17 protein-coding genes and 2 tRNA genes are annotated in these 24,039 nt (G+C 41.1%); 14 read left to right on the plus strand and 5 right to left on the minus strand.

Translation table 11 applies throughout. The features are described from left to right. The first annotated feature begins 57 nt into the window (after window positions 1-57). From WC743_RS23270 to WC743_RS23295, 6 genes are all read left to right on the plus strand, one after another. The gene (locus tag WC743_RS23270; protein ID WP_373015958.1) at window positions 58-1,497 is read left to right on the plus strand and encodes an MBOAT family protein; all 1,440 of its coding nucleotides are present in this window, start codon (window positions 58-60) and stop codon (window positions 1,495-1,497) included. Window positions 1,498-1,622: 125 nt separating this feature from the next. Further along, entirely contained in the window at window positions 1,623-1,958 is a 336-nt protein-coding gene (locus tag WC743_RS23275; protein WP_373015959.1) for a hypothetical protein, read from the plus strand. Window positions 1,959-2,125: 167 nt separating this feature from the next. Next, window positions 2,126-2,440: a hypothetical protein gene (locus WC743_RS23280; protein ID WP_373015960.1), complete on the plus strand. Its 315-nt coding sequence runs from the start codon at window positions 2,126-2,128 to the stop codon at window positions 2,438-2,440. A 395-nt stretch (window positions 2,441-2,835) separates the two neighbouring features. Then, complete coding sequence (locus WC743_RS23285; RefSeq protein ID WP_373015961.1) at window positions 2,836-3,552, plus strand: DUF4386 domain-containing protein; 717 nt, start codon at window positions 2,836-2,838, stop codon at window positions 3,550-3,552. A 220-nt stretch (window positions 3,553-3,772) separates the two neighbouring features. Then, window positions 3,773-4,810: a zinc-dependent alcohol dehydrogenase family protein gene (locus tag WC743_RS23290; protein ID WP_373015962.1), complete on the plus strand. Its 1,038-nt coding sequence runs from the start codon at window positions 3,773-3,775 to the stop codon at window positions 4,808-4,810. A gap of 125 nt (window positions 4,811-4,935) precedes the next feature. Further along, window positions 4,936-5,823 (plus strand): dienelactone hydrolase family protein, encoded by an 888-nt coding sequence (locus WC743_RS23295; RefSeq protein ID WP_373015963.1) that lies wholly within the window; start codon window positions 4,936-4,938, stop codon window positions 5,821-5,823. 217 nt (window positions 5,824-6,040) lie between these two features. Here WC743_RS23295 and WC743_RS23300 read toward each other — a convergent pair whose 3' ends face one another. Further along, window positions 6,041-7,153 carry an acyltransferase family protein gene (locus WC743_RS23300; protein WP_373015964.1) on the minus strand — a complete coding sequence of 371 codons (1,113 nt, stop codon included), beginning with the start codon at window positions 7,151-7,153 and terminating at the stop codon, window positions 6,041-6,043. A gap of 311 nt (window positions 7,154-7,464) precedes the next feature. On the opposite strand from WC743_RS23300, the gene WC743_RS23305 reads away from it, so the two are divergent. From WC743_RS23305 to WC743_RS23315, 3 genes are all read left to right on the plus strand, one after another. Then, window positions 7,465-11,136 carry an ABC transporter permease gene (locus tag WC743_RS23305; protein ID WP_373015965.1) on the plus strand — a complete coding sequence of 1,224 codons (3,672 nt, stop codon included), beginning with the start codon at window positions 7,465-7,467 and terminating at the stop codon, window positions 11,134-11,136. A gap of 151 nt (window positions 11,137-11,287) precedes the next feature. Further along, a complete protein-coding gene (locus tag WC743_RS23310) occupies window positions 11,288-11,827 on the plus strand; it encodes a hypothetical protein (RefSeq protein ID WP_373015966.1) in 540 nt (179 codons plus the stop codon). A 369-nt stretch (window positions 11,828-12,196) separates the two neighbouring features. Further along, entirely contained in the window at window positions 12,197-13,360 is a 1,164-nt protein-coding gene (locus WC743_RS23315) for a hypothetical protein (protein WP_373015967.1), read from the plus strand. Window positions 13,361-13,515: 155 nt separating this feature from the next. On the opposite strand, the gene WC743_RS23320 is transcribed toward WC743_RS23315, so the two are convergent. Next, window positions 13,516-13,923, minus strand: coding sequence for an EthD family reductase (locus WC743_RS23320; protein ID WP_373015968.1), 408 nt, complete (start codon window positions 13,921-13,923; stop codon window positions 13,516-13,518). Window positions 13,924-14,466: 543 nt separating this feature from the next. Here WC743_RS23320 and WC743_RS23325 point away from each other — a divergent pair. Both WC743_RS23325 and WC743_RS23330 read left to right on the plus strand, forming a co-directional pair. Then, a complete protein-coding gene (locus WC743_RS23325) occupies window positions 14,467-17,694 on the plus strand; it encodes a SusC/RagA family TonB-linked outer membrane protein (protein WP_373015969.1) in 3,228 nt (1,075 codons plus the stop codon). Window positions 17,695-17,714: 20 nt separating this feature from the next. Continuing rightward, on the plus strand, window positions 17,715-19,361 hold the full coding sequence (locus tag WC743_RS23330) for a RagB/SusD family nutrient uptake outer membrane protein (RefSeq protein ID WP_373015970.1): 1,647 nt from the start codon (window positions 17,715-17,717) through the stop codon (window positions 19,359-19,361). 302 nt (window positions 19,362-19,663) lie between these two features. On the opposite strand, the gene WC743_RS23335 is transcribed toward WC743_RS23330, so the two are convergent. Continuing rightward, entirely contained in the window at window positions 19,664-20,503 is an 840-nt protein-coding gene (locus tag WC743_RS23335) for an AraC family transcriptional regulator (RefSeq protein WP_373015971.1), read from the minus strand. Window positions 20,504-20,599: 96 nt separating this feature from the next. Here WC743_RS23335 and WC743_RS23340 point away from each other — a divergent pair, with 96 nt between their 5' ends. Further along, window positions 20,600-21,112 carry a lipocalin-like domain-containing protein gene (locus WC743_RS23340; protein WP_373015972.1) on the plus strand — a complete coding sequence of 171 codons (513 nt, stop codon included), beginning with the start codon at window positions 20,600-20,602 and terminating at the stop codon, window positions 21,110-21,112. Window positions 21,113-21,254: 142 nt separating this feature from the next. Here the strand turns inward: WC743_RS23340 and WC743_RS23345 are convergent. Then, a tRNA-Met gene (locus WC743_RS23345) sits at window positions 21,255-21,327 on the minus strand. Window positions 21,328-21,472: 145 nt separating this feature from the next. Then, a tRNA-Met gene (locus WC743_RS23350) sits at window positions 21,473-21,545 on the minus strand. Between the two features lie 144 nt (window positions 21,546-21,689). Here WC743_RS23350 and era point away from each other — a divergent pair. Further along, window positions 21,690-22,565: a GTPase Era gene (era, locus tag WC743_RS23355; protein WP_373015973.1), complete on the plus strand. Its 876-nt coding sequence runs from the start codon at window positions 21,690-21,692 to the stop codon at window positions 22,563-22,565. Between the two features lie 99 nt (window positions 22,566-22,664). Then, window positions 22,665-23,966, plus strand: coding sequence for a ribosome biogenesis GTPase Der (der, locus tag WC743_RS23360; protein ID WP_373015974.1), 1,302 nt, complete (start codon window positions 22,665-22,667; stop codon window positions 23,964-23,966). The last annotated feature ends 73 nt before the right edge of the window (window positions 23,967-24,039 follow it).

Raw genomic sequence — 24,039 nt, forward strand, 5'->3', positions numbered from 1 at the left:
TAAACCCATTGTGCCATGGTTTTTAATTCGTACACCTTTATAGCATTTTTTATAATAATGCTTATACTGCATAACCTGCCATTGCCATGGAAGGTTAAGAAAATTAACCTGCTACTGGCAAGTTATATATTTTATGCCGCCTGGAACCCGCCTTTCATCCTGCTGCTTTGGCTTTCAACCGTAGTAGATTTTTTTGTTGGAAAGGCATTATACGTACAACCTAATAAGCATAAACGATGGGTGCTTTTAGTAATTAGCCTTATTGGTAACCTGGGTATGTTATGCTTTTTTAAATACGGAACGTTTTTATTAGAGAATTTTGTAATTATATGTAATGCATTAGGGATTGATTATCACCCTGCTAAACCGAGCATTATTTTACCTGCAGGTATTTCATTTTATACATTTACTACGCTTTGCTATACAATAGATATGTATAAGCGGAAAAGTGAGCCGGTTAAATCATTGCTTGATTTTTCTTTGTTTGTTACCTTTTTTCCGCACCTGGTTGCCGGGCCTATTGTTCGCCCGCCGCAATTAGTGCCTCAGTTTGAATCGCCCCGCAAGGCCAGTAAACAGCAACTGGCCGATGGCCTGCTGTTACTAACCCTTGGCCTATTCATGAAAGTGGTATTGGCAGATACGCTCCTGTCTGCAACAGCCGATGCTGTATTTGGGTACACCGGCAAATTGAGCACCCTTGATGCCTGGGCGGGTGTACTTGCTTTTTCCGGCCAGATATTTTTTGACTTTGCAGGTTACTCTACCGCTGCAATTGGCGTGGCTTTATGCCTGGGGTTTGTATTGCCTCAAAACTTTTTATACCCATATGCCGCTATCGGGTTTTCTGATTTTTGGCGCAGGTGGCATATTACGCTATCATCATGGCTGCGCGATTACCTTTATATCCCGTTAGGCGGCAACCGCCAGGGGAGCTTTAAAACCTACATAAACATCATGATAACAATGCTGATTGGTGGGTTGTGGCATGGCGCCAACTGGACCTTCGTGGCATGGGGCGGCCTGCATGGCTTATATTTATGTGCCGAAAAAGCTATGGATTATAAACGGCCTAAAGCATCGCCCTTAATTGATATTACCCCTGAGCCGGTCATATCTACCGCTTCAATAATTCCACCATTAGTAAATAAAAAGCTTAATAGTAATATTTTAAAAGCGTTATTAACATTTTTTCTTATTTGTATAACCTGGGTGTTTTTTCGGTCGGCCACGTTTGCAGGTGCATGGCAGTTGCTGGGGTCAATGTTTACCAGGCAAGGGGACACTCTTCCTTTATTAACTACCATAGCCATTATTAAAGTAGGGGTAGTAGTTTCATTTATGTTAGTTTTTCATTGGATAATGCGCGATACCACCGTTTTAAAAGTTGTAAAGAAAACACCCGTATGGAGCCTTGGTATTGTTTGGTCGCTTATGCTGATATTGATCATTTTAAGCCAGGAGTCAAGTAAATCCTTTATATATTTTCAGTTTTAATTGATGGATTTAACCCGGTTAACACTGGTGATTTATGATATTCTTATCTGAAGATGTTTTAAGAAAATAACCTAATTTGAGTAAATTATTCGTTACATATATTTGTTATTACTATCTTGCAGGTAATGACGGATTATCTTACGCTGTTTAAAGATTGGGTTATTAACCTGGGGGAAAAGCATGAAGTTGACCCTCTTATTCTGGGAAGCCTTTATTTGGTCAGCAAGCTGAGTTTTTTTTCTTTTTTGGGTTGGGTAATCAAAAATTTGAGGTCAAAAAAGCCATTTCTTATACCCTTACTATTTGCATGCGTTAGTTTTAGCATGCCCTATCTTTACCTGGTGATAGCCGGTCGTAACATTTCTGTTTGGGTTTATATATTTATTGGCCTGATGTTCATTTACGGAGGATTCTCCATCTGGAAGAAAATTACAGTAAAGCCCAGTCCTGTTAACGCCTAATACACGTTGTCTCCTGTGTGATATTAAAAGCCCCTCAGATTTTCTGTAGAGAGGCTTCATTATGAATGAATGCCTTGTCGCAATTGCCCCTTTAACTTGTCCTTATTGCACCCGGCAGCGTATCTGTTTTCGTTTAAATTTGTAATGCTTACTTAAAATCATAAAATATGAAAATAGTTAGGGTTCAATACACTACAACGCAGGAGTATGTTGCCACAAATAAAGAAAACATCAGGCAGGTGGTAAACGAGTTAAAAAGCATCAATCATCCGGGTATTAAATACAGTACTTATTTGCTGCCGGATGGAAAGACATTTATGCACTTTGATCAGTTTGAAAACGGAGAGGCCCACGAGTTTTTGACGGCGCTTAACTCGTTTAAAAAATTCGCGGATGAACTGGAAGCAAGTGAACTTGAAGCAGAACCAAAGCTGGAGCTGTTAACCTTAGTGGCCTCTACAGAAGATTTTTTTGGCGAATAACCAATCTGTTAGTTGGCGTTGCCACTACAGGTGTTCGGAAGAAATAAAATTAAGGGTCATGCCGATGCATATCGGCATCTCACTGGCAAAGTAAAATACATGCTTAGCTATGAGTTGTCTGTAAAGTGGAGAACCGTCCTGATGGGATGCTGAAATAAATTCAGCATGACCTGGTTGTTTTTTAAGAAAATACAATCTACCCAACACCTGTAGTGTTGCCAACAAGCCATTATTACAAGTTTTCTCAAAAGCGCCTCAAATCAAAACACCGGCGCTCTTTATTTTCCATATAATTGATAATCAGAGTGAAGGAACTATAAAGCATTGCACTATTTTTTCAGGAATGGTCATTTTGTTTGTAACAATATCAATTGGCAATCATCAAAAATCAAAAAATGAACCCAAATCAAAAGGCCGAAGCTTCGCCACAAGTTTATGCACGAATAGGCGGGGTAATTTATTTGATCATCATAGTTGCCGGTATATTTGGTGAATTGTTTGTTAGGGGCAAACTTATTGTGCCGGGCAACCCTGCTGCTACAGCTAATAATATTATGGCCCATGAGCAGCTCTGGCGTATGGGCATTGCCGGCGACCTGCTAATGCATTTGTGCGATGTGCCTTTAATGCTGGTGTTTTATATTTTGCTAAGACCGGTAAACAAAAACCTTGCCTTGCTTGCCGTGCTTTTCAATTTGGTACAGACCGCAGTTTTGGCTGCCAATAAGTTAAATCTTTTAACAACATTGTTCCTGAGCGATGGTACTGGTAACTTAAAAACACTTGAACCGCACCAACTGAATGCACTGGCCTATGTTTATACGCGGGTGCATGGATACGGCTTTAGCGTTGGCCTTATGTTTTTTGGTTGCACATGCCTTGTTTTGGGGTATTTAATTTTCAGATCGGGCTATTTACCTAAAATTTTGGGTGTTTTGATGCAGATAGCCGGTTTGTGCTACCTTACCAATAGCTTTATATTGATAATTGCCCCATCAATAGAAAACATTGTATTTCCTGCCATTCTGGTTCCTCCTTTTATTGCGGAATTGTCCCTTTGCCTGTGGCTTCTTATAAAAGGTGTAAACCTCACAAAATGGAATATGGCTTAAACGCAAAAAAAGCTTTTCAGATTTAAGAGGCTTAGTTTTACTTACCCCTAATGGTACAAATCTTAAACCGCTTTTTAGCTGATTTAGGGAAACCCGCAGCTATTTATTACTAATTGATCATTTTGGTTGAAACAACTCTTACATGTCGTTGTAGTACAGGTACTACTATAGTATAAGATTCTTTTATACTTATGTTAATTCACTAACAATACATACGCCTATGAAAGCCTTGGTTTACCACGGGGAACATAACATCACTTTATCCGATGTTTCTAAACCTCAAATAGAAAAAGCGACAGATGCCATTGTCCGTATCGTTCATACAACCATTTGCGGAACTGACCTGGGGATCCTGAAGGGGAAAAACCCGGAGGTGACCAAGGGGCGCATTTTGGGCCATGAAGGTGTGGGGATCATAGAGGAAACAGGTTCCGGTGTTTCGCAATTCAAAAAGGGAGACAAAGTGATCATTTCCTGTATCACCGCTTGCGGAAGTTGCATCTATTGTAAAAAACAGATGTACGCTCATTGTAAGGATGGTGGCTGGATATTAGGGCACCTTATTGATGGTACGCAGGCAGAGTATGTGAGGATCCCGTATGCAGATAACAGCCTGTACAAAATCCCCGAAACGGTAGATGATGAAACTGCCATTATGCTCAGTGATATACTGCCTACCGGGCATGAGATAGGCGTACAGTACGGGAATGTTAAACCGGGAGATACTATAGCCATAGTGGGCGCGGGCCCTGTTGGGATGGCTGCCTTGCTGACTGCACAGTTTTACTCCCCGGCTAATATTGTAATGATGGATACGGATGAGAACAGGCTGGAATTTTCAAAAAAATTAGGTGCTACCCATACCATTAATTCCGGTACTGAAGATGTGGTTAAATTTATCAAGGAGCTTACGGATGGAGAAGGTGTTGATGTGGCCATAGAAGCTGTGGGGCTACCCGAGACCTTTGACATTTGCCAGCGCATTATTAGGCCTGGCGGGCATATTGCCAATGTAGGCGTACACGGAAGAAGTGTGGATTTTCAGATCCAGGATTTGTGGATTAAAAATATCACCCTAACCACCGGCCTGGTTAATACCAATACAGTGCCAATGCTTTTAAACGCGGTGGCATCAAAAAGGATAGCACCAAATAAACTCATAACTCACCGGTTTAAACTCGATCAGATATTGGAAGCCTATGAGGTTTTTAAAAACGGCGCAAAAGAAAAAGCGCTCAAAGTACTGATCAGCAATTGATTTAAAATACACTTAAAAATAACCGAACACTCAACAAACACCAAAACTTTACATGTAGCGAGACTGTTACCATTTGGGTAGCAAGCTGTTGCCGTGAATTATTATATTTGAGTAAAACCTTTAAAATGAGCCAGATCAACAAAGAAGACATTAAGCAGGAAGTGTTTGACCTGTATGATGATTACGCACACAACCGGCTTGACCGGCGCGGATTTGTGCAAAAGCTATCTCTTTATGCCGTTGGCGGGTTAACCGTACCCGCGCTGATGAGTTTCCTGATGCCCGATTACAAAGGGAACGTGCAGATAAAGCCGGATGATCCCCGCTTACAATCCGGATATATCAATTATTCTTCACCAAAAGGAGGCAAAACTATAAAAGGGTTGCTGTCAAAACCTGTAGATGCTAAAAAGAAACTTGGCGGCATTATAGTGGTGCATGAAAACCGGGGTTTGAACCCTTATATTGAAGATGTGGGCAGAAGGGCCGCCCTGGCAGGATTTATTTCGCTTGCACCCGATGCGCTGACACCCCTTGGTGGTTACCCGGGCAATGATGATGAGGGGCGTACCATGCAAAGCAAAAGGGACAAAGGCGAAATGGAGGAAGATTTTATAGCGGCATATGAATACTTAAAAAATCATAAAGACTGTAACGGTAAAGTAGGTGTTGTGGGCTTTTGTTTTGGCGGGGGTATAGCCAATATGATGGCTGTTCGTGTACCGGAACTGGCGGCAGCTGTACCTTTTTACGGCAGTCAGCCCGCTATTGCGGATGTGCCGAAAATTAAAGCACCACTGATGCTGCACTATGCATCGCTCGATACCAGGATCACTGACGGCTGGCCGCCCTATGAAGCTGCTTTAAAAGCAAATGGCAAAAAATACCAGGCGTTTATTTACGAAAACGTAAACCACGGCTTCCATAACGATACAACACCCCGTTATGACAAAGCAGCCGCAGAACTTGCCTGGAAACGCACCATAGATTTTTTTAGAGAGAATTTGGGATAAAGTGCTTGTATTGCACGTGAAAAGTATGAATATGAAAAAGCCCCATAGAGAAATCTAAGGGGCTTTTCATTTCCAGGGTAGCAGGAGCAGGACTAAAATCGAACCAATTGATAGACGATTTAAGGCGCATTGTGATATAAACATGCCTCGATATTGGTGAAAATCATCAGAGCGCAACTCATGCAGACAATATTTTTTTAATAAAAAATCCGGAGTTTTAATCACCATCGGCTTTTCGTTTGGCAAGCCTTTCACTTCGTTTATTGTTTAAATATTTCCTCACGGGGGTATCGTAAATTATCATTACTAAGTACGCTGCCCCAACCAGCAGGATTAGCCCGGCTATGATGATGAAAGCCAATTGCATCGTGCCTGGTTTATGACTGGTGTAATAATTACCGAACATCCATAACACGGCATAATGCGTCATGTACAATGGGTAGGAGATCTTTCCCCCAAATATACAGGCCTTTTTTAAGCCAGGTGTTAAACTAGCCCCTGCCCCCAAAGCGAGCAGCAAGGGGAAATAAAACAGTACTACAAAAGGCTCAGATAACCAGTTCCATTTTGACGATGGCATAATAAAGGCCAGGAACAATAATAAGGCTACGCCGATAAATCCCAGCTTATTTTTGATGATCCAATTGGAACGGTAAATAAGAAGTCCTGCTAAAAAAGAATACGATATCCGGGCGCTCCCGTCCCAAAAGGTGGGGCCGCTCCAACCGCCCAATAAATTACCGGAACGGTAAGATACAAAGCAAATAGACACCGCCGAGAGTATGGTTAACAGCAACAGGTAGCTGCGGCCAATTTTATAAAGCACAAATGCGTAAACAATATTGGCGACATATTCCCAAAACAACGACCATGACGGTGCATTGAAGCTAAACAGGTTAAAACCACGGTCGGCTATTACAGGCAAGGGGATAAGCAGTACCGAGCAAACAAATGTCAGGATGATTTTACCGGTGCTGTACAATTCGGGATGGCCGCCAAACGGGTCGAACAAAAATGCGAGCAAGCCTAATACCGATCCTGCTATAACCAGTGGGTGCAGCCGGATGATCCTTGATTTAAAAAACTCAAGAACGCCCATTTTTGCTATACGATCGTCATAGGCATATCCGATAACAAATCCCGAAAGGCAGAAGAAGAAATCGACAGCTAAAAAACCATGTCCGATAAAATTTTTGCTGGGATCGGTATAAACCCATTCCATAAAATGAAACGTTACAACAGCCAGGGCGGCAATGCCCCTTAACCCATCGAGAATTTCAAAATGCTGTTTTGTTTGCAGAATTGACGGGGCGATGTTGTTCTTGTCCATTTGATGTATCCTGGTACGTTAAATTTAACGTGGCAATATACACTGACTTGCTGTTGCCCCAAATTATTAAAAATTAATAATCCAACCAAAATGTATAGATGAGCCGGACGGCTAGCCCCAATAGGACTAAACCTGAACCGCTTGCATGCTGATTTGAGAAGTATAGCATTTTAGAATTTTTTTGTCCAAAATGCTATTTTAAAACCGAATGTACTTCGTTAGGTTTTGGTACACCATCTATCTCAACTTATTCGTTAATAGTCTAATTATTAGCATATTTGTTTGGATAGCGATTGCGATATTTAATTTACTTGAAACCATATACATTCCATATTACCCTTTATGACGTTGCGTTTCTTGGAACGATTTTTATCGGCCTCACTTTCATCCTGCTTTTATGGTTCACCAGGAAAGCCAACCGGCCGGCAAACCGGTTTTTAGCCATAGCACTGGCTATTGTTGCTTTGTGGATAACCCGGATATTGGCGATTGACATTCAGCTGGCAGCCTATGTTCCTTTTTGGAGCCGGCTGCCGCTACAATTTTCGCTGGCATTTGGCCCCGCCATTTTCTTTTATGTGCTTAAAATAACTCAGCCGGATTATAAATTCCGGCGCAAGGATCTGTTGCATTTCAGCCCCTTATTACTGGAACTAAGCGCTTACGTCTTAGAGACCGGGGAAAGTATAAAAACAGGCGTATCGACATACGATACGCTGACATTTCAACGATTGAACCCTATATTACAGCTATTAGCATTCATTTCGGTAATTATCTACCTATATCGGTGTTACAAATTAATTGAAAATTTTTACCAACAGCTGAAATTTAATGGAGGCGACCGGGCGCGGCACGAGCTGCGGTGGCTGCATAAATTACTGGCAGGTTTCGGGCTGTTATGGCTGTTGTGGATACCCTTTATAGCTGTAGATTATTTTTATTACAATTACCAGCCAGGCATACAGGCTTACTATCCTCTATATCTCCTTTTAGTGTCAATGATCATCTGGATGGCGGCGAGGGCCTTTTTAAGGCCGGAAATTGGCATCCCGGGAGATGCAGTATCAATTTTTAAACCATTACTGCCGGCAGAACTGAAGCAAAAAGGTATTTGGTTGAAGAAAATTGTTAAACAAACCCGCTATTACCAGGACCCGGAATTAAGTTTGAGTTCGCTTGCTGAAAAGCTTAAGCTGGGTCCTCATGAATTATCCCGGATCATCAATACAGCGCTCAAAAAAAGCTTCAATGACTTCATCAATGAATATCGCGTTGCGGAGGTCGTTCAGAAAATGCAGGATCCCGCTTACGGCCATATCACCCTGCTGGGTATTGCATTTGAATCGGGCTTTAATTCTAAAACTACTTTTAACCGCACTTTTAAACAATTGACGGGGAAAAGCCCGGTGGAGTATAAAAATCACCTGGAAAAAGAGCGCCCATCTTATAATTTGGGGCGTTCTCCCCGGTTTGCGACGGTAATTTCGTCTCAGGAAGCCACCCCGATGTGGCCTCACGACAAATTAAACCGCAACTTTATGTTTAAAAATTATTTCAAAATAGCATGGCGCAATCTGGTTCGCAATAAAAGCTATACTGCTATTAATATTACCGGCCTGGCCGTGGGGATTGCCGTTTGTATGGTAATCTTTATTATTATACAATTTCAAACCAGTTTTGATAATTTTCATGCAAAGAAAGATCGGGTCTATCGTGTGCTAACCGAATATCATAGTGCCGATGCAGCAGATATTTCTTATGGTAAAGATGTCCCTCTTCCAATGCCTGTCGGATTAAAAACGTCTTTCCCCCAAATAGAACAGGTAGTCCCAATTTATGCGAGTAAAGATGACCAGGTGCTGATACCTGATGATAGTGGAACTTCAAAAAAAATATTTAAAGAGCAGAGAGGTGTATTTTTTACAGAGCCTTCCTTTTTTAAACTATTTAATTTTCCCCTGCTTGCAGGTTCGTATGCCTCATTAAAAGATCCGAACAATGTATTGCTTACAAAAGAGATCGCTGAGAAATATTTCGGTGACTGGAAAACAGCAATAGGTAAAAGCATTAAGTTGCAAGCAGGCGGCAATATATTCAGTCACGGTACTGATGTATTGAAAGTTTCAGGCATTCTTGCAACCATACCTTCAAATACAGACTTTCAGTTAAAACTTGTCGTGTCTATTGGAACAGCGTCTACCGCGGATATGATAAAATCAACCGATTGGGAGGATAGAACGGGATCTGATTATGGCTGCTATGTTCTGCTGCCGCCGAATATTTCGGTAGACAATTTTAATCAGCAATTAAGAGCGTACTCCCGAAAGGTGCAATCTCCCGTTAATAAGGATACTCATATTGTGCAGCCATTAAGCGCGGTGCATTATGATACCCAAGCTGGTAATTACAGCAACAAAACGATCAGTCATCAGCTGCTTAATGTATTGTGGATCATTGCAGCATTCATCCTGTTAATTGCCTGCGTAAACTTTATCAACCTATCTACCGCGCAGGCTGTTAACCGGGCAAAAGAGGTCGGCGTACGTAAAGTTTTGGGGAGTAGTAAATCTCAATTGCAGGTCCAATTCATCATCGAGACATTTTTAATAGTGATAAGCGCCGTGGTGCTTGCAAGCTTTATTACCATGTTTGCATTGCCTTATGTAAATCAACTTTTAGAGCTTTCGCTTTCATTCAACATACTCAGCAATGCTACAATTGTTTTTTTCCTTTTGATTGTAACAATAGTTGTAACCGCGCTCGCCGGTTTTTATCCAGCCATTGTTTTATCAAGTTTCAATCCGGTTAATGCTTTAAAGAGTAAACTTACCACAGGTACAGCAAATGGAATTTCATTAAGAAGAGGACTGGTCATGTTTCAGTTCATCATTGCCCAGGTACTGATCATCGGGACGCTCATCATTGTAAAGCAAATGAATTTCTTTATGGGCCAACCCTTAGGCTTTGATAAAGATGCAATTGTAAATGTTCCTTTCCGTGTAGACAGTCTTCGCATCAGCAGGTTGGATTACTTAAAGAACCAGTTATTATCGGTAAACGGCGTGAAAGCAGTAAGCTACAGCTCCAACACCCCGGTTGAAGATGGTGCTGATATGTGGAACACACTCAGGTTTAACCACGCAATAAAAGAAACAGATTTTAAGGTTATCACCAAATTTGCCGACAACGGTTATGTGCCGGCTTATAAATTACAACTGATAGCCGGAAGAAATTTGCAACCTTCCATGATGACAAGAGAATTTTTGGTGAATGAATCACTCGTGAAAAGTTTAGGGCTTAAAAAACCGGAAGATATATTGAACAAAGAAATAAGCATGTGGGACGATCGAATAAAATGTTCTGTTGTTGGGGTGCTGAAAGATTTTAATGACAGATCTTTTCGCCATGATCTTGCACCATTACTTATTACCACAAACGTTACCATGTACAACCAGGCCGGAATAAAATTGGCAACCACAAATATTTCTTCAACAATGCAGTCTATTAAAAAAGTATTTGATCAAACATTTCCCGATTTTGTTTATGAATACAGGTTTCTTGATGATAAAATTGAAAGTTTTTACAAACAGGAGAATCAGTTAGCACAACTGTACAAAATTTTTGCAGCTATCGCGATACTCCTTAGTTGCCTTGGCTTGTATGGTTTAGCCTCATTTATGGCCGTGCAGCGAATAAAAGAAGTGGGTATTCGTAAAGTGCTTGGCGCCAGTGCGGGCAGTATCGTTTATTTGTTTTCAAAAGAGTTTATCATACTCATTGCAATTGCCTTTGCAATTGCTACACCCATTGCCTGGTATTACATGCACCAATGGTTGCAGGATTATGTTTATCGCATCAACATCAGTTGGTGGTTATTTGCGGCAGGCGGACTTGCTGCAATAATTATTGCGCTTGTAACGATAAGTTTCCAGGCAATAAAAGCAGCAATGGCAAACCCGGTGAAGAGTTTGAGAAGTGAATAACTGCACCAAACGCACAAGCCTTAAATCGAAAGATTTAAGGCTTGTAATTTTTATTAAGTTAGTACTTTATCTAAAGCTGCAAGTAAAATGAAGAACTCGCAAAAGCCCCAAATATTGTGAGGCATCCTAAAACACAAAATGAAAGTAATAAATGAAAAAAACCTTAACCTTAATTTTAATCACAGTCTTTACAATTGGCTCAATTTGTGCCTTGGTTCATTACATTAGAATGGATGGTGTTTCATTCGCGTGGGCTCTGAACTTTCTGTTGATGTTGTGTGTGCTTGCTTTTACTGAAACATTAAAAAGCCAACTTACTTCTTCTTACTATAATGAAAAGGGGTGGGAACGGAGAGGGAAAATATACGAACCTCTTGGAATAAAATTTTTCAGAAAATTATTGGTTTGGATTGGTTGGGAAAGACTGAATAAAAAATCTGCCCCAATAGAAAAAAACACCAAAGCTCTGATGAATTTACTTTATCAAACAAAAAAATCTGAACTAGGTCATATAATTATCCTGATTATAGTTTTAGGGTTTAACATTTTCGTGGCATTCAAATTTGGAGTTCTTAAATCTTTGTGGTTACTAATATTAAATGTCTTATTAAACCTTTATCCAATTTTCCTTCAACGATATAATCGGCCACGAATTGAAAGGGCTATAAATTTAAGTAAAAGAGTAGTCTAAAGAGATCTCTCAGGTGCCTGGCAATCTTAGCAGCTACTTCCACAAAAGATACAGCTTCACCCCTGCGGGTGGTTAACTATAACCTGAATGATGGGAAAAGTCAATTTGCGAGATTATTTACCTATTGATAAGTTACAGTTAAGTAAATGATGATTAGCTCAACTTTGATTTCTTTAATTAATTTGCGTTGGCATAGACCGTTATGTTCTTACATGACTTAAAAATTAATAGTTTGGTAGTCAAATCAAATAGCTGTAAAAACAGCTATGCATTCGAATATTAATTAGTTTTGTAATTACGGCTAATATGGTTAATTATCCGTTTATAGCCAGGATTTTCCCAGTATTCAGCACCTTAAAACACTTGTTCATGAAGTATATTTTGACACTATTATTAGCTCTGATTTTATTTCGCGGTTTCTCTCAAAATAAATTACCAGTTATAAATGCAAGTTCCAACCAGGCTAAAATTTATGAACAGGATAATCCTGCATCGAACTGGAATATCAATTCCGGGATAAAACCGGATATTTTTACGACGGGAAAACTGACCAAATCTAAAACGATAAAGTTCAAGACAGATATTGATTCGGTCAGCTTCAAAATAGGGCCCGGACAGCAAAAAGATTTTATTGTCCTGCTCAATGGAAAAGATTCCTGCCTCACCAGAATTCAAAGTCCTGAGATGAAAAACTTTAGCAAATTGCCGGTAGAAATTCATGACTCTATTCCCTTTTTTGTAAATCAATTCAATACTAACTTTTTACCAGTTGTTTTTAATAACGCTGATACGCTCATTTTGAATTTCGACACAGGCGCAACTGAAGTTTCATTTACGAATGATGCACTTAAGCAAAAGGTCAAGTCTCATCCCGAGCTTTATAACACCCGCTACGGAATCAAGATTGGGCACCAAACTTATAAAACTAAAATTTATGATATACAGCTTGCCGGGGACGAAACAGATGGCCTGGTAGGATGGGACCTGTTTGACGGAATGATTGTAGAACTTGATTATGATCACAATCAGTTGATCGTGCACTCTAAAATGCCAAAGCAGATCTTACATGACAGCAAGTATTCGAAATTTAAGATACGTTATATTAGAAACAGGCCCTTTATAGAAAGTGAAATTTTACAAAGCGGAATAAAGAGTAAAGGCTGGTTTATGTTTGACCTGGGTTACCAAAGAACAGTTATGCTGGATAACGATCTGCTCCGGGAGGACCGGTTTCCAACTGAAAAGATGGAGGTTATCAAAAAGGTTATTATGCACGGAGTAAGAGGCAACGAGGTCCCCGTCATTACGGCAAACCTGGAAACGTTAAAACTCGGGAATATTGAACTAAAAGATGTTCCCGCTCAAATCATGGAACAAAACAAGCCGATGAGGGGTGTCAATATCCATATCTTAGGAACCGACGTTTTGAAAAGGTTCAGTACAGTGTTAGACTTCCAAAAAAACGTAATTTATCTAAAACCTAATCATCTTTATGGCACCGGGTATGCAGACCAGAAAAAAAGCGGTGCATGAAATAGATTTGGCAAAATATATTGGTCTCCTTCCTACAACGTATACATGACCGGCAGTACAGGTGAAGCACCAGTATTTGTATTTGCAAATATTCGCTAACCTTTAAGAGTTGGTTCAACCGGCGAGTTGGCTGCTATTTTGTGAAAATGTTATGTTTACTTTATCACCTCACTCACCAAAATGACAGGACTGATATTGGTGTAATTTGAAAAATCTGCACGAATGGCGTTTATATGCGGCCCGATAGCCGCTTGATAATCGCTTAGGCTTTTTACATAAAATATACCAATAGCCATAAAAGGCAGTGGTTGGTTAGGGATACCATTGGAAAGCCCTTTTTCGATGGTGTATTTAGTCAAATTTGATCCTAAAAACGCTGCTACCATAGGCATGTGCTTAGTTTCATAATACTCCATATTAAAGGTTTTACCTTCGGCATAAGGGTACATGATGGATATTTTAATTAAGCCTTTTTCAATAACAGCCATTTTCTGCTTTTCTTGACTAAATGCAGTAAAACAAGTAGTTAAAAGCAAAAACGATACAATTAGTTTTAATTTCATACTTAATTTATTTAACGGATAAGATGTTCAATTTAAGTTTTTTTATACAAATACTAAAATATTGGCTTTATGAACCCGACGAGCTACAAGGTAGTAAAAAAACAAAAGCCTCTCAGATTTCTCTAAGAGGCTTTTCATTTCCTGGATAGCCCCCAACAGGACTAAAGTCGAACCATTTGGTAGATGGTTTTTCTCAGACTTTGATTTAGGTTGGGCTATTTTGTAATACCTCCGCCTTCAATTATAGTAACCAGTGCTGTTTTGCGGCCTTTTATACAAAAATAACGGCGGTTCTTACCAAAATTCATTTTAAATAGATAAAAATGGCAATTATTGATACTTTTTTTTGTAATATTTTACATTTTTAAGGGCTATTTGTTGTGAAATACTTAAAATAACATACCAATTTCAAAATAATAAGCAATTTCCCAAGTATTTTAATCGGTTTTTTGCTAAAAAAGTAAAAATCAGCTGCCGTTTGTAATGTAAATGTTACAACAGTATATTGTGTTAATTAACTTTTAACTCTAACTGATCAAGTTTATGAAAAAAAATTTGCTAAAATTTTTTATTGGGATGATTATGGCCTTTTCCAGCCAATACGCCCAATCTCAAACCCGAACAATTACGGGTGTTGTAGTGGCCCAGGACGATGGTTTACCCATACCGGGCGTAAGTGTGGGTGTTAAAGGTACCGGTATTGGTACCCAAACCTCTACAGAAGGAAAATACTCACTAACGGTGCCTGCCGGAGCCACTGCCATAACTTTCAGTTTCATTGGCTACGCCACTGCCGAACTACCCCTGACAGGCAGTGTGGTCAATGTGAAACTGATCACTTCTAATCGGCAGCTTACAGAGGTGGTAGTTACCGGATCTGGTGTGGCTACCAGTAAGGCAAAACTGGGTATCTCGGTGGAATCTATTTCGTCAAAAAACCTGCCCCAGGCACCTACGGCTTCTATAGACCAAGCGCTGGTGGGTAAAATTCCCGGTGCGCAAATATCCTCGGTTGATGGTACGCCAGGGGCCCGCACAAACATTGTACTCAGAGGTATCAATACCATACAGCGGGGTACATCTCCAATGATACTGGTTGATGGTGTTGAATCGGGAGCTACCGATATCAGCTTACTTGATCTGAGCAATGTAGACCGGATTGAAGTAGTGCAGGGTGCTGCATCGTCTACCATTTATGGTGCACAGGGTGCCAACGGTGTTATCCAGATCTTTACCAAAAAAGGCCAGCAAGGCAAACCGCAAATTAATGTATCAAGTAGTGTGGCAGCCAGTAACATTATTAATAGCGGGAATGTACACCAGGCAAAATTAACCAGCTTTAAAACAGATGGCAGCGGCAACTTTGTAGATAATGATGGCAATATTATAGCTTTGGATGAGAACGGAACCTATCCTGGTGTAACCTGGGCTTTCCCTGCCGGTAACGGAAACCCAACAGCTATGTCAAACCCACTGAATATTGCTGATAAACCTTACGGCACAAACCTAAAATACTATGATCACATCCAGCAACTCTTCCGTACGGCATATACTACCAATAACAGCGTAAGCGTATCCGGCGCTACAGATAAGTTTGATTACAATATTGGCGTAACCAATAACCACCAGCAAAGTACCATTCGCACCAACGGCTATAACGACCGGACAAACCTGGTGAGCAATTTAGGTGTCGAGCTTTTCAAGGGCTTTACCTTAAGATCAGTAACACAGTTGATTTATAACCGCAGCACCCTTAACAGAAATTTAGGCGTGGGCAATTCAGGTGGGTTATTTAACGCGTTAAACTCTTCACCTTTTTACGATTTTAACCAAAAACTGGCAGATGGCACGCTTCCGTTTTCTTTAAACTCGGGCACGGTGAGCGTAAACGGCAGTAACCCCTTTTATTATACCGAATACGGCCGTACGCGCGATAATAGGGTAGACATATTACAGAATATACAGGCAACTTATAAAGTAAATAAATTTGTAGAGCTGGCCGCCAAATACGGCTTAAACTACAGTAACCGTGAAGCCAATTATATATATGAAAACCAATCCTCCAACCTCGCTTCGCAAAACTTAAATACTTTCATCAGCAATTATAACGGCGAAAACACGGGTGAGCTAAACAAGAACACCTATAAAACTACATTTAAAAACTTCAATGGTTCAGCTACCATCCGTACCGATTTTGAGAAGGACTTCCATATCAATCTGCCAATTACTACCTCTACATTACTGCAGTATGATTACCGTAAAAACAACTATGAGGAGTTTGATACCTATGGCTTAGGTTTACCAAGCTACCCTATCTACAATTTCAACCAAACCCAAACACAGGCAGTGGCATTTGACTATACCGAACCTTTTGTCACTTATGGTTATGTAATTAATCAAAAAATTGATGTTGGCGACTTTGGAGGTGTATCGGGTGGTTTCCGTAGTGATTATTCTTCAGCCTTTGGCCAGGGTTCCAAGCCATTTACCTTTCCCAACGCTAACGCTTACATCCGCCCTTCTTCTTTTGGGTTTTGGAAAAACAGTAGTTTAGGCCGCCGGATCCCTGAATTTAAATTGAGAGCGGCGTATGGTAAAGCCGGTATACAACCGCAACCATTTGACAGGTATCCGGTATTAGTACCACAGAATTTAGGCTCAAATCTGGCCTTTGCCCTGCAAAATGCAAGTAAGAACCCAAACCTTAACGTGGAGGTATCAAGAGAGATTGAGGTGGGTACAGATTTCTCAGTAAATGGATTTAGTGGTGCCTGGCTATCGACATTCAATTTTAGCGCTACTTACTGGACACGTAAAGGAACGGATGTAATTTACGATGTGGCTGTTCCACCATCTACGGGCGCCAGTACTATCAGGACCAACGCACTTTCACTTTCATCAAACGGTTTCCAGGCATCGGTGAATATAAACGTATTACACTCCAAGGATTTCACCTGGAACTTTACTACCAACTACAGTCATCAAACATCTAAAATAGATGCGATTGATGGCCCCTCAATAATCCTTGCCAGTAGTGCAGGCAGCACGCAGCTTACACTAAATGCAGGTACGAAAATAGGCCAAATATATGGTTATAAAGCGTTAACAAGCCTTACCCAGGTAAACCAGAGTGGTGTCAGATACATTGCTGATGCTGACTTGGGGAACTATGAAATTGTAAATGGGATGGTTGTTGATAAAACAACCAAGGGGGTACAATTTACTAATGAGGCCTATTCGTTTGGCGACCCTAACCCAAAATTCAACATGTCGTTCATTAACAGCTTTAGTTACAAACAGCTGAGCTTTGGCTTCCAGTTTGATTGGGTGCACGGCAGCCATCTTTACAATCAAACAAAAGAGTGGATGTACCGTGACGGAATAAGCAGCGATTACGATGTACCGGTAACTATTGGCGGCACAAGAGCAGCCTACACCGCATATTACCGAAGCATTTATGCCGATTACTTTGGGGCACGTAACGGCCCTGCACGTAACGGAACCAAAGATTATTTTTATGAAGATGCTTCATTTGTACGGTTAAGAAACGTGAGTTTATCCTACGACTTTTCCAGCGTTATTAAAAACAAGGTCTTCAAAAAGGTACAATTAACCTTTACAGGGCGTAACTTATTAACCTTTACTAAGTACACCGGGTTTGACCCTGAAATTAGTACAGGTGTTTCCAATTCGGCGTTTGACCGCGGGGTTGACAACAGTTCGTCTCCCAACCTGAAGTCTTATCAAGTAGGATTAAACCTTGGATTTTAATTGACCTTAAATTTTTAGAAATGAAAAACTACAAAATATTATCAACCTGGCTTTTAACCGCGGTTTTGCTGGGCACCGCATCTTGTAAAAAAGAACTTGATGTAAAAAACCCTAACTCCCCTACTTTAGAACAGGCGGGTACGGAGTCAGGTATCATCTCATTAGCATCAGGAGGGGTTTACCTATCTGGCTTTAACGGAAGTAACCCGTCTGTTTTAAACGGACTGAATGCGCTGGGCGACAGCTATTTTTCGCAGGGGATCCAATACCACGAGTTGCTGGGCGACAACATTGGCGCCGAGGCATCCAATATCAACATCAACGTGGTGAACCTGCCGGATTATGCCATATTTGATGACAATACCAAAACCACCAATTCATCCCCGCAAAAATCAGTGTTACGTATCAGTAATACCCGCGATAAACGCCCCTCAAACGTATTTTACCTGGAGTGGACCTACATGTATGGCCTAAACAATGCCTGCAACCAGGTACTGGCACTGGTAGACGGTATAAAGTTTAGCGGCGATGAGGCTACTAAGAAGAATACCATTAAAGCCTGGTGCTACTGGTGGAAGGGTTTTGCCTATAGTAAATTAGGCTCTTTATACTATGCAGGTCTCATCAACGATAAAGTAAACGGAATCACATCTGCCTATGTAAACAGCGCAGCGCTTATTGCCGAATCGGATAAAAACCTTGATGCCGCAGCTGCTTTGTTAACGGGTATAACAAACACTGCAGATTACCAGGTAGTAATGGAGAAGCTGATCCCAAGTTTTGTTCAAACAGGTAACGGCGCGGTGCCTAACCCTACCATGTTTGTGCATAGCATCAATTCTTTAAAAGCCCGAAACATTGTAGCCAACAAAAAGGTGGCCGATATGACAGCGGCAGACTGGAGCAAAGTGCTCACATTGGTAAACAGCGGTATAACCAGTTCCGACAATGTGTTTGCAGGCCGTACTTCGGTATCAAACGGGTTCTTTTCGGCAACCGGCGGCTCCGTAGCTGCCCTAACTACCGGCCCCCCTAAGTCAAGCACATTTAAAATCAGCGAGCGCTTTATTCAGAGTTACCAAACCGGCGATAAACGTTTGAGCAACAACTTCACCGCTATAACACCCTATTTAAATCAGGTAGGCGGATTTACGTTCAGCACGAGGTGGCAGCTGGAAGACGGCGGAAAAAATCTGCCCGGTGTGCAGGTACTCAGCGACCGTACCCCCGGCAATTACCAGCTTTACATTGGCCCATCATACGAGGAGAACGAATTAATGAAAGCTGAGGCCCTGATAAATACGGGCAGCATCCCGGCAGCGCTGCAAAGTATAGATAAAGTGCGTGCCGCACAGGGGGCAGGGTTGGCGCCATTAGCCGGCACAAACCTGAGTACTGCCCAGGCAACCGCCATGCTAAGAAGCGAACGCCGCGTTGCACTGGTATTTAGGGGGCTTGCATTTTATGATGCCCGCCGTTACGGTATAATCTACGATATTTCAAAAGGAGGGGGCATAACCAATGCTGTAATTGTAGGTAGCACCGGTGCTGTAAGCACGCATGCTACCATCAATTATAATTTCCTCGATTACTGGGATGTACCGGCCGACGAGGCTGTTTTGAACCCGCCAGATGCGGGAAGCGCACCTATTGTTAACCCGAATTAAAACGGAAACTTCGTTCTTTATATTTCAGTTAATATTAATGCCCAAGGCCGAGGTTTGCGGCCTTGGGGCATTAATAAAGTTCGGTATGCTAGCTCATCCGGCGGTTATTCTTCACCAGGCCTCAGCAAAGTATCTCCTGCCGTGTGCGTAAAAACTATATCACTTAACGACATGCAATGTCTTGGTGGCATCTACATCCTTAAATGGCGCTAAGATATATAGCCTAACCATTGGAGTTAAATTTAAATAAGATTTGATTTAAGCTTTTTGAAAATTAGGCTTAACTACTTGACGTCCTTTTCTTAACTGTGCAGCTTCCTGAATTCGGACGGTGCCATGCCTTTATACTTTTTAAAAGATCGGTTCAGGTGGCTTTCGTCGGTAAAATTCAATTCGTTCACAATTTCATTGATGCGCATATCGCTATGCAAGAGGCGGGTCTCTACCAATCGCATTTTATACATGGCAATATAGTGTTGCAGTGTCTCGCCTGTCTGGCTTTTAAAATAACGGCCCAGGTAGCTTATTGATATCGCAAACTGTTTACTCAAACTTTCGGCCCGCAGCATTTGCGGCTCGAAAATGTTTTGCTGGATATAATGCAGCATCTCCAACACCGGTTCGCCGGTATTTTCTTTGATGTTCTTAGGAAGTTTTAAAGCAATGTTACGAGCCACAATGGTAATGATGGTGTTAACCAGTTGGGTAATTATGGTGTCGCAATAAATCTGCCGGTTGGTTTGTTCCTGAATGATGCTTTCAATAAGCGACGCGATAAGCGGTTTATCCACCTTGTTCTTCAAAATGCAGCCCGGTCGATGGCTGGCATTTTGCAAAATATATTCCATGCGCTGAACAAGCGCTTTATTCTTCGACGCGTTGTTCTGCACAAAATATTCATTGAACCGCAGGAAGAAAAACCTGGTGACCGTGCTTATCTCGAACGAATGCACATCCTGCGGCGTAAGCAGGAACAGATTGCCCTTACGATAATTGAACTTGTTCCTGTTAATATACTGAGCACCCGTACCATCAATAATATAGATCAGTTCGAAAAAATTATTGGTCCGCTGTGTTTTTGGAAAGCGGTCCAGCTCTTTGACTTCTATCTCGAACGGATGGTATAAACTCTCTTTTCTCATCAGTACGAATATACAGAATTAGTGAAATTTTGTACAAGTAATAGGTGCCGGTACCTGTATAACTTTACATCAATAAAAAAACTAAAATTGAGTACTATGAAATTTATGATGATCACTTTAATACTGTTTTGCACTGCAGCTATCGGATCTGCACAAACCAAAAACAACTCCAACAAACCGTTAAAAGAGCAACTTATTGGCACCTGGGCGTTGGTATCTGTTGATAATATTTACCCTGATAGCAGCAGGGTACACCCTTATGGCGAAAACCCAAAAGGCATGCTGATATTTGACGAACGGTTAAACTATGCTATTCAGATCTATAAAGCTGTGCGACCCAAAATAGCATCGGGCGATAAAAATGTTTGCACACCCGAAGAAAGCGCGGCACTGATACAAGGCAGCAATTCGCACTTTGGCAAATACACGGTTAGCGAGGCTAAACATACCATCACCTTCAAAATAGACCATGCGTCGTTCCCAAACTGGGAGGGTACCGATCAGGAACGAACCTATATTTATACCGGCAATGAGATAAGATATGTAGTTACCCATACTACGCAAGGCGGTAAAGCTGTAGTTGCTGAAGTGGTGTGGAGGCGGCTTTAAAAAGTATCTGCCTGGTGTTATGCTAAATAGGTTTATTATTTGTTCTTTTTAAGAGCGGCAGGTAAGCTAAGAACCGTTAACAATACGTTAACAGAAAAAAGAAAGGCAGCTACGTTTGTATCGTAACTGCCTTATTTTTAGGTAGCGGGAGCAGGACTCGAACCTACGACCTTCGGGTTATGAGCCCGACGAGCTACCAACTGCTCCATCCCGCACTATGTTTGGTATTATTATAACGGGCATAATTTCCGTTATTTTGGTCCCGATTGCCGTGAACCTGGCGTACAAAAACTGATCTTGTCACCGCTGTTTAGAAATCAAAAGCCTCAAATCATCAAGACTTGAGGCTTTCTCTTCAGGTAGCGGGAGCAGGACTCGAACCTACGACCTTCGGGTTATGAGCCCGACGAGCTACCAACTGCTCCATCCCGCACTATTTTTGGTATTATACATAACGGGCATAACTCCGAAATGTTTGTTCCAATTGTCAAAAAAGCAATTTGCCGTTCCTTTTAATTGGACTGCAAAGATATAATTCGTTTCTTTGCAGTCCAAATAATATTTTAATTATTTTTTTATGGCACATAGGGCAGGTTTTGTAAGTATAATTGGTAAACCCAACGCGGGTAAGTCAACCCTTATGAACGCATTGGTGGGCGAGAAAATGTCAATCATCACCCCAAAGGCGCAAACCACCCGCCACCGTATTTTGGGTATTGTTAATGAAGAGGATTATCAGATCGTATTTTCTGATACCCCCGGCATTATTAAACCGCATTACGCATTGCATGAAAGTATGATGCACCAGGTTGATGGCTCTATTGTAGATGCCGACCTGATATTGCTGGTTACCGACATTAACGAAGAATACGACGAACAGGATGTACTGAAAAAACTGGAAGGTTCTACAGCGCCGCTAGCAGTATTGATCAACAAGATCGACCTGTCTACAGAAGAAGAAGTAAAAGAAAAGGTAGAATACTGGCAGGAGAAACTGAAACCTAAAGTGGTTTTCGCGATATCTGCCCTGCATGATCATAATATAAAAGCCATTATGGATTTTGTATTGGAGAGCCTGCCAGAGCACCCGGCTTATTATGAAAAGGATGCGCTTACAGACAGGAACGACCGCTTCTTTGCATCAGAAATGATCCGCGCGCAAATATTTAAGCAATACAAAAAAGAGATACCTTACAGTACCGAAGTTATTGTAACCGCTTTTGTTGAGGGCGAGAAGCTGCACCGCATCAGCGCCGAAATTATTGTGGAACGCGATTCGCAAAAGAATATAGTGATAGGCAATAAAGGCGAGATGCTTAAAATTGTAGGCACTTACGCCAGGAGAGATATGGAGGAGTTTTTCCAAAAGAAAATTTTCCTGGAGATGTTTGTAAAAGTGATACCCGACTGGCGCAGCAAAAAAAATTACCTAAAAAAATTCGGGTACGAATAAAAATAAGATGTAAGATTTGAGATGTAAGATAGGAGACTAATACGTAATTTAGTCGGGCATCTCACATCTCACATCTAATATCTCAAATCTAAAATTGAAATGAGCAACATAGTAGCTATAGTAGGCAGGCCTAACGTAGGAAAATCAACTTTATATAACCGTTTAACCGAAAGCCGCAAAGCAATTGTTGACGATTTTAGCGGCGTAACCCGCGACAGGCATTACGGTACATCTGAGTGGACCGACCAAAAATTTACGGTAATTGATACCGGCGGCTATGTAGCCAACTCCGAAGAACTTTTTGAAGTTGCCATCCGCGAGCAGGTGCTTATCGCTATTGAAGAAGCAAGCGTAATTTTGTTTATGGTTGATGTTACCACCGGTATCACCGATTTGGATGATGAAATTGCAAACATCCTGCGTAAAGGAAACAAGCCGGTATTTGTTGTAGTTAATAAACTGGATAACAACTCACAACTGGCGGATGCTACTGAATTTTACAGCTTAGGTTTAGGCGAAATTTATACCCTGTCATCTATGACGGGTTCAGGCACCGGCGAGTTATTGGATGAAGTGGTTAAACATTTTGAGGATGTACCATTTGATGAGAACGAACGCCCTAAGTATGCCATTGTTGGCCGCCCTAATGTGGGTAAATCATCTATCATTAATGCTTTAATAGGTAAAGACCGTAATATAGTTACCCCGATAGCAGGCACCACGCGCGATTCTATCCACATCCATTATAACCAGTATGGTCATGATTTTATGCTGATTGATACTGCGGGGATGCGTAAAAAGACCAAGGTTAAAGAGAATATCGAATTCTACTCGGTAATGCGTACCATAAAGGCATTGGAAGAAGCGGATGTGGTGATATTGATGATTGACGCGGTTGAAGGTTTGGAGTCTCAGGATGTAAACCTTTTCCACCTGGCCGAAAAGAATAAAAAAGGTATTGTAATAGTAGTGAACAAATGGGATTTGATTGAAAAGAACAATAAAACCATTAAAGTTTTTGAAGAGCAGATCCGCGAGAAAATAGCACCTTTTACTGATGTGCCAATCGTATTTACTTCGGTTACCGAAAAACAACGTGTGTTAAAAGTAATAGAGGTTGCTAACCAGGTTTATGCAAACCGCGCCCGCAAAATACCTACCTCAAAACTGAATGATATTATGCTGCCGATAATTGAGAATTATCCGCCGCCATCGTTAAAAGGCAAGTACGTTAAGATAAAATATATCACGCAAATAGCAGGAGCATCGCCAATGTTCGCGTTTTTCTGTAACCTGCCGCAGTATGTAAAAGAACCATATTATCGTTTTATAGAAAACCAACTGCGCGAGAACTTTGAGTTTTCGGGCGCACCAATACAAGTTTGGTTCAGGCAGAAATAAAAAAAGTAAAAGCTTATATACAATAGCGATGGGTTTTAGATTCATCGCTATTTTTGTTTAGGTTGGGCAATGT

It is taken from the genome of Mucilaginibacter sp. (assembly GCF_041660805.1).
Lineage (GTDB): Bacteria > Bacteroidota > Bacteroidia > Sphingobacteriales > Sphingobacteriaceae > Mucilaginibacter.